This is a genomic window from Arcobacter lacus (assembly GCF_003063295.1).
In the GTDB taxonomy this organism is placed as follows: Bacteria; Campylobacterota; Campylobacteria; order Campylobacterales; family Arcobacteraceae; genus Aliarcobacter; species Aliarcobacter lacus.
The window spans coordinates 280,746-295,150 of record NZ_MUXF01000001.1; the positions used below are offsets into that span (position 1 = coordinate 280,746).

A 14,405-nucleotide genomic window follows, 5' to 3' on the forward strand; every position below is an offset into this window, starting at 1 on the left:
TCATATTCAAAGATTAAACTTTCAAAAAATAAGAAAGGAGTTATCTTGGTTTCATATGCTTTTAAAGCACTATTTGCAAATAAACTAAAAACCTTTTTAATCGTTTTAAGTCTGATTTTTTCGATAGTTTCTATATTTTTGATTAGTTCTATTTCAAATGGAGTTATCTCTATGTATTCAACACTTCTAAAAAGTGATGGAGATATTATAGTTACTCAAGCAAAAATATCTGATACATTTTTTTCAAATGTAAATATCAACTTAATTGAACAAATAAATAACTTAAAAGATATAAAAGATACATCAGCGATGATTGTAGGAGCAAGTCCTGTTGAAAAACTTCCAATCATTGCAGTTTATGGAGTAACGCAAAATAGATTTAAAAATTACACTTTAACACAAGGAAAATATCCATCACAAAATGAAGTAATTATTGGAAAATCAATATTTGAACAACTAGTAAATAAAAATGAGATTCAAATTGCAAATAAAAGTTTCAAAATCTCTGGAGTTTTTAAAAGTGAAATTGGTTTTGAAAATGGTGGTGTTGTTTTAAATATAGATGATGCTGGAAAGATTTTTAATAAATCAGCTTCAATGATTTTAGTAAACACAACTTTAAATGCAGATGTTGAAAATATTATAAAAGAGATTAAAAATTTATCAGAAGATATTGATGTTAAATCAACACAAAATTTTGTAGATAACTACAACCAATTTAAAATCATAAAAACTTCATCAAATGTTATTTCATTTATTGCTTTTTCTATGGGTTTACTTGGAATTGTAAGCCTTATGAGCATCACAATAAATCAAAGAAAAGCTGAATTTGGAATAAAAAGAGCTTTAGGAATAAAAACTTCAAAAATCGTTTATTCAATAATGATTGAGAGTTTTTTACTTGGAGTTTTTAGTTTTATTTGTGCCTTTATTATTTCAAATGTAACTTTGTATTTTGTAAAAAATGCAAAAACTCTACAAGGTTATGTAAATGGAGAAATATCTGTTGAACTAGCTTTTTATATCTTTGTTACTTCTATTTTAATGGCGATTATTGGTTCAATAATTCCAGCTTTAAATGCTGCAAAAACTGATCCAGTTGAGCTTATTCAAGGAAATAAAATATGATAAAAGCAGTTCATTTAACACACTATTATAATAAAGATTTAGCTTTAGAAAATATAAATTTACAAATAAACAAAGGAGAATTTATATGTTTAGTAGGTGAAAGCGGAAGTGGAAAATCTACACTTTTATCACTTTTATCTACACTTTTAAAACAAACAAGTGGTCAACTTTTTTTTGAAGGAAAGAATTATAAAGATATAGAAGATATCGATAGTTTTAGAAGAACAAATATCGGTTTTATCTTTCAATTTCATTATTTAATAAACTATTTAACAGTTAAAGAAAATATAAAACTCGCAAAAGAAAAAGCAACACATGAGGAAATTTATAATCTATTAAAAATTTTGAAAATAGAAAATCTAATAGATAAATATCCAAACGAAATTTCAGGAGGTCAAAAACAAAGAGTTGCAATAGCAAGAGCTTTGATAAACAAACCAAAAGTAATAATCGCAGATGAACCAACAGGAAATTTAGATTCAAAAAACTCTTTAAACGTTTTTGAAATCTTTAAAAAATTAAGTGAAAGTGGAACAACAATAATAGTTGCTACACATGATAAAGATTTAGCAAAGTTTGCAAATAAAATTTATGAGGTGAAAGATGGAAAAATCAGTTAATTTTGAACAATTTATCAATAGACATTTTAAAATATCTATTGCTTTTTTTGCAATAGGATTATTTTTTGGAATTGTTTATTCATTAAACTTATTAGGATTTATTATAGATTCTGAAACTTTAAATCCTGTGAATATGAGAGCAATTCATATAAGTTTAATGCTTTATGGTTTTGTTCCTTTAATGCTTTCATATTTACCTTTTTTGCTTATAAATAAAGAAGCTGGAATTTCAAATGAAGGACTTAGATACTTAAATCTTTATACTCTTATTTGGTATATATTTTTGGTTTTTATGGTTATGTCTTTACTTTTAGGTAAAAATAGAGGTTTAGCTTTTTATGATTTTGCTTATGAATTAAATTTTTTATTAGCATTTGCTGGACTATTTTATATCTTGGCTTTATACAAATTTATCAAACTTTATAAAGTTCTTCCTTTATGGATAAAAGTGTGTTTAAGAGTTGTAACAATTGCTCCATTTACACTTTTGATTTTGATGAATCCAACAATTGGACAAGTTGAAAGTACAATATCTGGACCTCATGGAGATAATACACTTGGAATGAGTTTAGCTTTAATTCCTATTTATTATTTAATCATCAAACTATTAAATGAGGGTGAATTCAAAGCTAGATGGAATATTTTATGGATTATTCCAACAATTTTTTATTTTAGTTCAGTTTTATACAGAATTTTTATTGGTCATCTATCATACAACCAAGAGTGGTTTTTACAATATCTAACTCTTTTATATGTTCCACTTTTATATAGATGGTACAAAGATAGTAATATCAGTGATGTTGCTAAAAAAGCTCTATTAGTTTCTATTTTAGCTTTTTTATTTGTTGATGTTGAAGGAAATATTTTGTTCATTCCTGAAATTAGATGGATATTTCATAGAAATGATTTAATAGTTGCTCATGCACATGTCGCTATGGGAATTGGAGTATTTTTTATGGTTATTTCAATGTTTATAAATCATATAAAAGAACTACATAAAAATATATTTTTAAAAATTTATCTAATTGGTATTTTAGGAATTTTTACAGCTTTAAGTATTTCAGGATTTACACAAGCTGGATTTAATTTACTTGAAACTCATACATTATGGATTTTTAGATCTTTATTTGGAGTTGTTGCATTTAGTTTTATATTTGCTTTTATAAAAATAAATACTTCTTACTCAAAACTTCGATTATACAATCTAATAGGAATTTTAAGTGATGGAATTGGAGGAGTAATTTTAATTCTACTAGCAAGTTTTTTATATCCGATTTTAGGTTTTAGCTTTAGTGGAGTTTATGAATATGTTGTTTTTACTTTTGTAAGTACGACAGGAATTATTCACTACTTAGCTTTAAAAAATGAAAGTTATGAACAGCTATTAACAAATTTATCTGTGATTATTAGAGTATTTGCAAGTTCTATGTTTTTTGCCTTATATTCAAGTGATAAACTTGGAATTGAAGCTCTTGCAATTTGCCTTTTTGATTTATCTTTTGTTTTCATTTATTTAATTTTTATTCAAAAAAAGGAGTTTTTATGCAAAGATTAATTTTGATATTTTTTATTGCAAGTGAGTTATGTTATTACTTACTTATAGCACAAACTGGAATTGTTGAATATTTTTCATCAAACTTATTTTTAATAGCTCCTCTTCCAATTGGTGGAGTTATAGGTTCATTATTAGTTTCATATATAAAAATAAAAAATAAAGTTTCACTATTTTTAGTTGCACAACTAATTTTAAGTTTTATGTATCCACATTACAATTTATTAACACTTTTTATTTTAGGTTTTGTTGTTGGAAGTATGGCTCCACTGATTATAAATGAAGTTAAAAAAACTACATTTTTAGAACTTGGTCTTGCATTAAGTTTATCTTATGTTACAGGAACAATGCTTTTTAATTATGAAGTTTCTCAAAGAGAGATTATTGCAGTAACTCTTACGATGATAACTCTATTTTGTTCTTTATTTTTAAATTTTATGAAAGAAGGAGAAAAACTAAATACAACAAGTCACTCTTTATTGATGATGATTTTATGGGTATTTTTAGATTCTGCGCTATTTGAATCACTTTCAAGAGATTTAGCTGTTTCAATTTGGAGAGGTGGTTTTACTTTTGAAATTGCATTATTTCATGTAATTGGTGTATTTAGTGCATTGTTCTTTAAAATTGAAAAAAATCAAAAAGAGTTATTAATACTTACTCTTTTTGCACTTTCATATCTATTTTATTTTTTAAGGGAGGGTTTTATTTTATCATTGATTTACCCATTTGTAATTTCATATTACAATGTAGTAATTCTTCAATCTATAAAAAAATTAGATTTTAGAACAATCTCATTTTATATGATATTTATAGGTTGGATGGCTTCAGGTGCTGGACTTTCTATAGCTTTAGCTAATTTGATATTCTTTGTTCCAATTACTCTTTTATTTGCAATTTTTAGAGTAATGAGTAAAGAATATTTACCAAATAACAAGGAGATTAAATATGTTTAAAAAAATAGTTCTTTTAATAATTTTGAGTTTTAGTTTGTATGCAAACAACTTATCAGTAGTAACAGGTGAGATAAAAGGTCATACAGAAGTTTTTGGTGATAGCGAAATCAACCCAACAACAAAAGAGGTAAAAGCTAATTTAACAGTTGAAAATAGTTTAGAATCAATAAAAGGTCAAATATTTTTCGATACATTAAGTTTAATTAGCGAAAAAAAAGATAGAGATGCTCATATGTACGAATTACTAAATGAACCAAAATTTAAAACTATCTCTTTTGATATAAAAAATATTGTAAAAAATGGTATAAATTACGATATTAAGGGTGTTCTTGTTTTAAATGGTGTTTCAAAAGATATTACAGTAAAAAGCAATATAAGTGAGCAAAATAATCAAATTTTATTTGATGGAGGATTTTCATTTAATCTAACTGATTTTAATTTAGAACCACCAACAATGTTCTTTTTAACAGTTAGAAATCAAATTGATGTTACTTATAAAATTGATTTAAAAAGATAAAAAATGATAAAACAACTTATATTATCAATAATTTTTGTAAATTCTTTATTTGCAGTAAATCTCAAAATTGAAGATAAAATAAGTAATTTTTCTTTAACAGATCAATTTGATAAAATTCATACAATTTCGAATGATATAAAAATTATAATTGTAACTTTTCAAAAAGATACACTTTTGATGGTAAATAATTTTTTATCATCAAAAAGTTCAGATTTTTTAGAAAATCATAAAGCAATAGTTATAAATGATATTTCTTCAACTCCAAATATAATTACAAAGATGTTTACTTTGCCAAAACTAAGGGATTATAAATATAGTATTTTGTTAATTTATGATGAAAACAATACAAAATTTACAAAACAAACTGGAAAAATAACTACTTATTCTTTGGAAAATGGTGTAATAAAAGATATTAAATTTTTATCTTCTACATATGAACTTGAGGAATTTTTAAAATGAATTTAACTAAACATTTTCAAATCATTAATATAGAAGTAGAAGATAAAAAATTAGATGATTTAAAGATTCTTCATTTAAGTGATTTACACATAAATAAAAAAACTTCAATAGAAAAAATTTTAGAACTTGTAAATTTTTGTAATAGTTTAGAATTTGACTTTTGTATTATCACTGGAGATATAATCGATACAAAAGTAAAATTTATAAAAAAACAACTTGAAATTTTAAACTCATTGAAAAAAGAGGTTTTTTATATAAGTGGAAATCACGATTTAGTTTATGGATTAGAAGATTTAAAAAAAGAGTTAACAAATTTTATTTTTATGGATAATAAAACTTTTAAAATTAATTATAAAAATGAGATTATTCATCTAGCAGGACTTCCAGATAGATTTTCAAAGTTTTTTAAAATAAAAAGAGAAGAAAAAGTAGTAGAAGATTTTTTGAAAAACTCTCCATCTATTTTTATCTCACACCAACCAAAAGATTATAAAATTGCGTTAAATTCAAATACAAATCTATTTTTGTGTGGACATACACACGGTGGTCAAATCTATCCTTTTCACTATTTAGTAAAGTTAGTTCAACCTTTTTTAGCTGGACTTTTTTATAAAAATAAAACAGCAATTTATGTAAATAAAGGAATAGGCACTTGGGGAGTTGATTTTAGATATAAAGCAAATGCAGAAATTACAATATTGAAATTAATAACAAAAAGTGTAAAATGATTTTTATGAAGATACTAATAATTGAAGATGATTTAAAAATCATAAACTTTTTAAAAAAAGGTTTAGAAGAAGAGTGTTATGTTGTGGACTTTTCTACAAATGGTGATGAGGGATTATATCTAGCTAGTGTTAACTCTTATGATTTGATTTTACTTGATATTATGCTTCCAATAAAAGATGGAATAGAAGTATGTAAAAGTTTAAGAAGCTCAAATATTCAAACTCCTATTATTATGTTAACAGCAAAAGATTCTATTGAAGATAAAATCAAAGGTTTAGATATTGGAGCAAATGATTATTTAGCAAAACCATTCTCTTTTGCAGAATTACTTGCAAGAATCAGAGTCCAATTAAGAGTAACAGCAACAACTCAAACAAAACTATCTATTGCAGATTTAGAGCTTGATTTACTAAATAAAACAGCTTCAAGAGCAAATCAAAATATAGTTTTAACAGCCAAAGAGTTTTCACTTTTAGAGTATCTAATAAAAAATAAAAATAGAGTTTTAAGTGAAACAACAATAAATGAAGCACTTTCATCATTTGAAGATTCAAATATCAGTAATATTGTAAATGTTTATATTTATAGATTAAGAAACAAAATCGATAAAAATTTTGAAAATAAACTAATAAAAACAGTAAGAGGAATAGGATTTAAAATCAGTGAAGATTAATTTATCAATCAAAAAGAAACTTTTATTTTATAGTTTTTTTATTCAAACTATTATCTTAGTAATTTTTTCTTTTTCTTTATATAAAGCATTAGAAATTTCAACTGTTGATAAACTTGAAGCAACTTTGAAAGTAATAGTTCTTGATATAACAGATGATGTACTTGAAAAAAATAAAATTACAGATAATATTTTAGATGAAGAAAATGAATATAAATTTGAACCTCTTTATATTAGAATTTTAAATAGCAAAAATCATGAAAAAATAACTCAAACAGAGAATTTTCCTGACGATATTGAAGATAATGACAATTATTTGAATAATTTAAAAGAAAATGTTATAACTTTTGAAGAACAAAACAACTACTTTGTAAGCAGAATTAAAATAGATTTTCATGGGGAACAAAGCATCATTATTGAAGCAGTTACAACAAAAGATATTTTAACTTCAACTTTAGAAAATCTTCTTTATATTTTAGGATTTATTCTTCCAATTATTCTTATTTTTGCTGTTATTGGAGGAAATTTTATAATCTACAAATCATTTTTACCAATTGAAAATATTTTAGTTGAACTAAAACAGATAAATGCAAATGATTTATCAGCAAGATTAAAAACAACAAAATCAAAAGATGAAATAAACCAACTAATAAATGAAATTAATTCTTTATTATCAAGACTTGAAAACTCTTTTGAAAGAATGTCCCAATTTAGTTCAGATGCTTCTCACGAACTAAAAACTCCTCTTACAATTATAAAAGGTGAAATCGAAGTAACTTTAAGAAAAGATAGAACGATAAATGAATATAAAGAAGCTTTAAAAACATCTTTAGAAGAGATAGCAGGAATTGAACAAACCATAAATGATTTACTATTTTTAGCTAAAAATGAACAAGAGTTAATTGTAGATAAACAAGAAGAGTTTTATTTAGATGAACTTGCAGATGAAGCAATAAATGAACTTAAAAATTTTGCAAAACTTCATAAAATAAAAATATCTTTGATAGTAGAAGATAGCTTAGAGATGAAAGGATTTGCAAGTTTATTAAAAATTGCAATAAAAAATATTTTGAAAAATGCTATTCAATTTAGTTATGAAAATAAAGAAGTTATAGTAAAAATATTTAAAGAAAATGATTTTTTAAATATCTCTATTGAAGATTTTGGGATTGGAATTCCTGCAAATGAACAAGAAAAAATTTATGAAAAGTTTTATAGGACAGATAAAAGTAGAAATAAAAATAGTGGAGGAACTGGTCTTGGAATGTCGATTATGAAAAAAATTGTAGATATTCACAAAGGAAAAATTTCTTTAATAAGCCAAGAGAATATAGGAACAAAAATAACTCTCTCTTTTTCTATTAAATAATTTTATAAAATTTCAGTTTGTTTTAATTTAAAAAGATGTTATAATTACATTATCTTTAAGATTATAGGAGGTTCAATTGACGAAAACTTCACCTTTTATAACTGTTAACTTTTAATTTAAGCTATAAGTTTATTTCAAAGTAAGCTTGATAAATAAAGGTCTTATTTATCGAAAAATAATTTTTAAAAGAGCTCTTTCGCGGAGCTCTTTTTTTACTTAAAATAATATCTATTTCGTTTATAATCTTCCTATTAATTTCATAACCATTTAGATTTTTATTAATTATAAATTAAAAAACCGCACCTTAAAAAGGTACGGTTAAGAAAAACTAACAATTTTAGATAATTGTTACATCATTCCTGGCATTCCCATTCCACCCATATCTGGCATAGAAGGCATTGCTGGTTTATCTTCTTTTATATCACTTACAGTTGCTTCAGTTGTAAGTAATAGTGAAGCTACTGAAACAGCATTTTGCATAGCAACTCTTTCAACTTTTGCAGGATCTACAATTCCAGCTTCAAACATATCTACATATTCACCAGTTGCTGCATTAAATCCTAAATTTTCATTTGATGATTTTTCAACTTCATTTGCAACAACTCCAGCATCAAATCCAGCATTAATTGCAATTTGTTTTAATGGTGCAGAAATAGCTCTTAAAACAATATCTGCTCCAATTCTTTCATCACCAGTTAAATCAAGGTTTACTTTTTTAGAAGCTTTAATTAAAGCAGCTCCACCACCAATTACAATACCTTCTTCAACAGCAGCTCTTGTAGCACTTAAAGCATCATCAACTCTGTCTTTTTTCTCTTTCATTTCAGTCTCTGTTGCAGCTCCAACTTTAATAACTGCAACTCCACCAGAAAGTTTTGCTAATCTTTCTTGTAATTTTTCTCTATCATAATCACTTGTTGTATTTGATATTTCTGCTTTGATTTGATTTACTCTTGCAACAACTCTTTCATTATCACCATTTCCATCAACGATTGTTGTATTGTCTTTGTCAATTACGATTTTTGAAGCAGTTCCTAAACAACTAAATTCAGCTGTTTCAAGTTTCATTCCCATCTCTTCTGAAATTACAGTTCCACCAGTTAAAACTGCAATATCTTCTAACATAGCTTTTCTTCTATCTCCAAATCCAGGAGCTTTAACAGCAGCAATATGTAATGAACCTCTTAATCTATTTACTACCAATGTTGCTAATGCTTCACCATCTACATCTTCAGCAATAATTACTAAAGGTCTTCCTGATTGATTTACTGATTCTAAAATTGGTAACATCTCTTTTAATGAAGAGATTTTTTTGTCATATAATAAAATAAATGGATTATTAAACTCTGCAATCATTTTTTCAGGATTTGTTACAAAATATGGAGATAAATATCCTCTATCAAATTGCATACCTTCAACAACATCTAACTCATCAGAAATACCTTTTGCTTCTTCAACAGTGATAACACCATCTTTTCCAACTTTATCCATAGCTTCAGCTATCATTTTTCCAATAGCACTATCTGAATTTGCTGAGATTGTAGCAACTTGTTCAATCTCTGTTTTGTTTGCTACAACTTTTGAAGATTTTTTAAGTTCAGCTAAAATAGCTTCGCAAGCTTTATCCATTCCTCTTTTTAAAATAATAGGATTAGCACCTGCTGTTACATTTCTAAGCCCTTCTTTGAAAATAGAATGTGCTAAAACAGTTGCTGTTGTTGTTCCATCACCTGCTTCGTCATTTGTTTTTGAAGCTACTTCTTTTACAAGTTGTGCTCCCATATTTTCTAAAGTATCTTTTAATTCAATTTCTCTAGCAACACTTACACCATCTTTTGTAATTGTAGGAGCACCGAAAGATTTTTGTAATAAAACATTTCTTCCTCTTGGTCCCATTGTAACTTTAACTGCATCAGCTAATTTTTCAACACCTGAATATAATCTATTTCTTGCATTATCACTAAATAAAATCTCTTTTGCCATTACATAACTCCTATAACATTTTCAATATTTAAAATTAGATATTCTTCACCCTCAAGTTTGAATTCAGTTCCTCTATATTGTTCAAATACAATTGTATCACCAACTTTAACATCTTCAACTTTATTTCCAACTGCAACAACTTTTGCAGTTTGTGGTTTCTCTTTTGCATTATCTGGAATATAGATTCCACTTGCTGTTTTGTTCTCAACTTCTGTTCTTTTAACAAGAACTCTTTCACCTAGTGGTTTAAAATTCATACTATTTCCTTATTATTAAATTAATTTTATATTTTTGAACTTATAAATTAGCACTCTAATTTTATAAGTGCTAAATTTTAATAAATTTTAAATTATTTGTCAATATATTTGAGTCAAATTAACTAAGAGTTTAAAATTATTTGTGTCTATTTATATATTTTAGAAGTAACTCTTCTAAAGATTTTTTTAAATTTTCTTCAAAAGTATTAAGAGAATCTATACATTTTAAAGCTAAATCATCAGCACTTTTTTTTGCACCATCAAGTCCTAATAAATTTACAAAAGAGTTTTTAAATCCATCATTTTGTGTAGTTTTACCAGCTTCTTCTTCAGTACAAGTTTCATCAATAATATCATCTTGAATTTGGAATAACAGTCCTAAATCTATACCAAAATTATAAAGTTTTTCTTGTGTTTGCAAATCATATTCACTTATAATTGCACCCATTTTAAGGCTAGCTGCGATTAGTCTTGCCGTTTTATGAATATGTAAAAACTCTAATTGATTTAACTGTATTTTTTGTTTTTCAAAATGACAATCTATTGCTTGACCTATAATCATACCATTTATTCCACCATTATGTGCCAAACATTTGATAAGTTCAACTTTTATATCATTATGTAAAGAAGCATTTGCTATTAGGTTGAATGCTTCAGTGTTTAAAGCATCTCCAACTAAAATAGCTGTTACTTCATCATATTTTTTATGTAAAGTTTGAAATCCTCTTCTTAAATCAGAGTTATCCATAGCTGGCAAATCATCATGAATTAAAGAATATGTATGTAAAAATTCAACTCCTAATGCTACACTCATTGCATTTGGAACTAATAAAGATTTATTTGATTTTACAACAGATAATAAAAGCATCGGACGAAATCTTTTTCCACCTGCTTTTAACATATCTGCTAAAGCATCTTCAAAGTGAGGATGAAATGTTTTTGAGATAGGAAGATTTTTTAGTAAATAATCTTCAAAAGAATTTAATAAATCTTTCATCAAATCACTTTTGTCCAAATGAGCCTAAACCACCCATTAAGTTCATAGCCATCATTTTTTTATTTTCATCGCTTTGTTTAATTACATCATTCATACAAGAGATAAGTAAAATTTGTAAAGAGTCTTTATCTTCTAAAAGAGAATCATCAATTTTTAAATCAACAACTTCTGAATTTCCATTGATTGATATTTCTATCATTCCTCCACCAGCTTTTGAAGTAAAAATTCTTGAAGCATTTTCATTTTGTGCACTTTTTGCCATATCTTGAAATTGGTTTAACATATCACCCAAATTCAAATTTTTTAAATCAAGTCCATCAAACATATTTACCTCCTTCTAATTCATGAGTTATTAATTCAATATTATTTTTATCATCAACTAAAACAACTGTTGGTTTATAGTTTTCAAGTTCTGTTTCACTAAAAGTTGCATAAGCAATAACGATAATTTTATCGCCAATTTCTACTTTTCTAGCTGCTGCTCCATTTAAGCACATATCTTTAGAGCCTGCTTGCCCTTTTATAATATAAGTTTGAAATCTTTCACCATTATTAATATTTACAATATCAACTTTTTGACCAACTCTTAAATTAGCTGCTTTCATCAAATCTTCATCTATTGTAATCGAACCAACATAATTCAGATTTGCGTCACTTACAGTTGCTCTATGAATTTTGCTGTATAACATTTCAAATGTCATTTATAAGCCTTTTATTTTTTTATATTTAATAGTTAATAATTTTGTGCATTTTAACACTTTTTTTTTAAAGTATTATAAAATATCTTTTTTATCTTTTTTTAAATCTAATACACTATACTAATTTACTAAAAAATCTACAAAAAAGGCAATTTTATGAAAAGAATTCTATTTATTCTTTGTTGTTTTACACTATTTTTAAATGCTGCTAATCCAATAGCTACATTTAAAACTTCAAAAGGTGATATTGAAGTTGAATTAAGACCAGACTTAGCTCCAAAGGCTGTTGAAAATTTTGTAACTCATGCAAAAAATGGATATTACAATGGTCAAATTTTTCATAGAGTTATTAAAAACTTTATGATTCAAGGTGGTGATCCAACAGGAACTGGAGCTGGTGGAGAATCTATTTGGAAAGAAGATTTTGCAGATGAGTTTGCAAAAAATGCTGTTTTTGATAAACCTGGAATTTTAGCTATGGCAAATAAAGGTCCAAATACAAACAATAGTCAATTTTTCATAACAACTGTTCCAACTTATTGGTTAAATGGTTATCACACTATTTTTGGATATGTTATAAATGGATTTGATGTAGTAAAAGCAATAGAAAACGTAAGAACAAATGGAAAATATAATGGAGATAAACCTTTAGAAGATGTAAAAATTATCTCTATATCTATAAAAGAGTAAATCAAGAGATTCTTGATTTACTTAAAATCAGTCTTGTAACTCTTCTTTATCAACAACTCTTTCGATATCCATGATTACAAGCATTTGGTTATTATCAAGTCTAACATAACCTTTTAAATATTTAGGAGGAATCGCTGAACCCATCTCTGCAACTTGTGCTAACATACTAGTATCAAGTTTTTGAACATCATCAACTAAATCTACAACTATTCCTATCATTCTTTTATCTTCAGTAATAACTGTAATAATAGAAGTATTTTCATCATAAACAGCAGGTCCTGTGTTGAACTTTATTCTAATATCTAAAATAGGAACAACTTCTCCTCTTGAATTAATCAAACCTTTTACCCATTTTGAAGTATTTGGTAAAGTTGTAATATTATCTGGATAAGTTAAAATTTCTTTAATCTTTGGCAACTCAATTGCGTACTTCATTGCCCCTAACTCAAATGTCATAAACTCAGTAATCTTTGAAGAACTTACAGCTTTATCACGATTATTTTCCATTAATATTCCCTCTCTATTAGATATGTATAAATTAAACGAATTTTCATTATTTTATCTATACTAAACTTAAATTCTATTGTTTTAGTAATTTATTTAAAGTACAACTTGCAATATACTTTGGAGTTTGTAACTCTATTTCATCTCCAATTTTTAAATCTGCTAAATTTATAACTTTATTGCTTTTGCTAATTTGTACAAAACCATTTTTCTCTTTTTTATCTGGATGATTTGATAAATAATTTGATTTTAGTAAATCTATTTGATTTTGATAACTTAAAAATTTTTGATTCAAATTTATTTTCAATGATGACTTTATAAAATTAATTTGAGTTTGTATGAAATTGAATTTTGTTTCAATAGAGTTTTGTTCAAATAATTTTTTCATATTTTTTAACTCTTGTTCTTTATTGAATAAAATATTTTTAAATCTATTTGTAATTTCATTTTCTAAAGAATCAAGGTAAATTCTATGTTCATTTATATCTGGAAGTGCTATTTCAATTGCATTTGATGGAGTTGCAGCTCGAATATCAGCAACAAAATCTGAAATTAAATAATCAACTTCATGTCCAACTGCTGAAATAATTGGAGTTTTTGCTTCATAAATTGCATTTGCAACAATCTCTTCATTAAAAGCCCACAAGTCTTCTATACTTCCTCCACCTCGTCCAACAATCATAATATCACAGTTTAATTTATCAGCATATTTTATAGAATTTGCTATGTCTAAACTTGCCCCCTCACCTTGAACTAAAGTTGGGATTAATATAAACTCTACTAAAGACCAACGATGAGTTGCTACTTTTTTCATATCTTCTATTGCAGCACCAGTTGGAGAAGTTACTATTGCTATTTTTTTAGGATATCTTGGTAAAGTTTTTTTTCTGCTTCTTTCAAAGTAACCTTTTGCTTCAAGTTTAATTTTTAATTGTTCAAAAGCTAAAGATAAACTTCCTATTCCAGAAGGTTCTATTTTATTACATAAAAGTTGATAATTTCCTCTTGGAGCATAAACTGTTAAACTTCCTGTAATTACTATTTTTAAACCATTTTCAAGTTGAAATTTTAGATATTTTGTATTCCCTTTAAACATTACACAAGAAAGTGTAGAATTTTCATCTTTTATTGAAAAATATATATGTCCTGAGTTATGATAAGTAAGATTTGAAATCTCACCTTCTACATAAACTTGAATAAATGTAGTTTCAAGTAAAGATTTAATTTGAAGATTTAAAGTTGATACAGAAATTGGTGAGTTCAAAATTTACCTTTA

The 14,405-nt window shown here is 25.8% G+C and carries 17 protein-coding genes; 10 read left to right on the forward strand and 7 right to left on the reverse strand.

Annotation, left to right across the window (positions count from 1 at the left end):
- The first annotated feature begins 45 nt into the window (after window positions 1-45).
- Genes B0175_RS01465 through B0175_RS01505 form a run of 9 tightly spaced genes read left to right on the forward strand, consistent with a single transcriptional unit; the run spans window position 46 to window position 8,000 of the window.
- Window positions 46-1,128 carry an ABC transporter permease gene (locus tag B0175_RS01465; protein WP_108526957.1) on the forward strand — a complete coding sequence of 361 codons (1,083 nt, stop codon included), beginning with the start codon at window positions 46-48 and terminating at the stop codon, window positions 1,126-1,128.
- Window positions 1,125-1,748 (forward strand): ABC transporter ATP-binding protein, encoded by a 624-nt coding sequence (locus tag B0175_RS01470; protein ID WP_108526958.1) that lies wholly within the window; start codon window positions 1,125-1,127, stop codon window positions 1,746-1,748. Before B0175_RS01465 ends, B0175_RS01470 begins: the two co-directional genes overlap by 4 nt.
- A complete protein-coding gene (locus tag B0175_RS01475) occupies window positions 1,732-3,303 on the forward strand; it encodes a hypothetical protein (RefSeq protein WP_108526959.1) in 1,572 nt (523 codons plus the stop codon). Before B0175_RS01470 ends, B0175_RS01475 begins: the two co-directional genes overlap by 17 nt.
- Window positions 3,291-4,256, forward strand: a complete 966-nt coding sequence (locus B0175_RS01480; protein ID WP_047022503.1) for a hypothetical protein — start codon at window positions 3,291-3,293, stop codon at window positions 4,254-4,256. The genes B0175_RS01475 and B0175_RS01480 overlap by 13 nt, the downstream gene beginning before the upstream one ends.
- Window positions 4,249-4,773: a YceI family protein gene (locus tag B0175_RS01485; RefSeq protein ID WP_108526960.1), complete on the forward strand. Its 525-nt coding sequence runs from the start codon at window positions 4,249-4,251 to the stop codon at window positions 4,771-4,773. The genes B0175_RS01480 and B0175_RS01485 overlap by 8 nt, the downstream gene beginning before the upstream one ends.
- Before the next feature lie 3 nt (window positions 4,774-4,776).
- Window positions 4,777-5,232 (forward strand): hypothetical protein, encoded by a 456-nt coding sequence (locus B0175_RS01490; RefSeq protein ID WP_108526961.1) that lies wholly within the window; start codon window positions 4,777-4,779, stop codon window positions 5,230-5,232.
- Window positions 5,229-5,960, forward strand: a complete 732-nt coding sequence (locus tag B0175_RS01495; protein ID WP_108526962.1) for a metallophosphoesterase — start codon at window positions 5,229-5,231, stop codon at window positions 5,958-5,960. The genes B0175_RS01490 and B0175_RS01495 overlap by 4 nt, the downstream gene beginning before the upstream one ends.
- Window positions 5,957-6,634 (forward strand): response regulator, encoded by a 678-nt coding sequence (locus tag B0175_RS01500; RefSeq protein WP_108526963.1) that lies wholly within the window; start codon window positions 5,957-5,959, stop codon window positions 6,632-6,634. The genes B0175_RS01495 and B0175_RS01500 overlap by 4 nt, the downstream gene beginning before the upstream one ends.
- Entirely contained in the window at window positions 6,624-8,000 is a 1,377-nt protein-coding gene (locus B0175_RS01505; protein ID WP_108526964.1) for a sensor histidine kinase, read from the forward strand. The genes B0175_RS01500 and B0175_RS01505 overlap by 11 nt, the downstream gene beginning before the upstream one ends.
- 348 nt (window positions 8,001-8,348) lie before the next feature.
- Here the strand turns inward: B0175_RS01505 and groL are convergent, their stop codons facing one another.
- The 5 genes from groL to panD form a co-directional block, all read right to left on the reverse strand.
- Window positions 8,349-9,983, reverse strand: a complete 1,635-nt coding sequence (groL, locus tag B0175_RS01510; RefSeq protein WP_108526965.1) for a chaperonin GroEL — start codon at window positions 9,981-9,983, stop codon at window positions 8,349-8,351.
- The gene (gene groES / locus B0175_RS01515) at window positions 9,983-10,240 is read right to left on the reverse strand and encodes a co-chaperone GroES (RefSeq protein WP_108526966.1); all 258 of its coding nucleotides are present in this window, start codon (window positions 10,238-10,240) and stop codon (window positions 9,983-9,985) included. The genes groL and groES overlap by 1 nt, the downstream gene beginning before the upstream one ends.
- A 136-nt stretch (window positions 10,241-10,376) precedes the next feature.
- Window positions 10,377-11,237, reverse strand: a complete 861-nt coding sequence (locus B0175_RS01520) for a polyprenyl synthetase family protein (RefSeq protein WP_012012251.1) — start codon at window positions 11,235-11,237, stop codon at window positions 10,377-10,379.
- A gap of 4 nt (window positions 11,238-11,241) precedes the next feature.
- Window positions 11,242-11,562, reverse strand: a complete 321-nt coding sequence (locus B0175_RS01525) for a YbaB/EbfC family nucleoid-associated protein (RefSeq protein WP_108526967.1) — start codon at window positions 11,560-11,562, stop codon at window positions 11,242-11,244.
- A complete protein-coding gene (panD, locus tag B0175_RS01530; protein ID WP_108526968.1) occupies window positions 11,555-11,938 on the reverse strand; it encodes an aspartate 1-decarboxylase in 384 nt (127 codons plus the stop codon). The genes B0175_RS01525 and panD overlap by 8 nt, the downstream gene beginning before the upstream one ends.
- Window positions 11,939-12,091: 153 nt before the next feature.
- On the opposite strand from panD, the gene B0175_RS01535 reads away from it, so the two are divergent.
- A complete protein-coding gene (locus B0175_RS01535; RefSeq protein ID WP_020847396.1) occupies window positions 12,092-12,625 on the forward strand; it encodes a peptidylprolyl isomerase in 534 nt (177 codons plus the stop codon).
- Between the two features lie 27 nt (window positions 12,626-12,652).
- Here the strand turns inward: B0175_RS01535 and B0175_RS01540 are convergent, their stop codons facing one another.
- Together B0175_RS01540 and xseA are read right to left on the reverse strand one after the other, a co-directional pair.
- Window positions 12,653-13,132 carry a chemotaxis protein CheW gene (locus tag B0175_RS01540; RefSeq protein ID WP_004510490.1) on the reverse strand — a complete coding sequence of 160 codons (480 nt, stop codon included), beginning with the start codon at window positions 13,130-13,132 and terminating at the stop codon, window positions 12,653-12,655.
- Between the two features lie 73 nt (window positions 13,133-13,205).
- Window positions 13,206-14,393: an exodeoxyribonuclease VII large subunit gene (gene xseA, locus B0175_RS01545; RefSeq protein WP_108526969.1), complete on the reverse strand. Its 1,188-nt coding sequence runs from the start codon at window positions 14,391-14,393 to the stop codon at window positions 13,206-13,208.
- Between the last annotated feature and the right edge of the window lie 12 nt (window positions 14,394-14,405).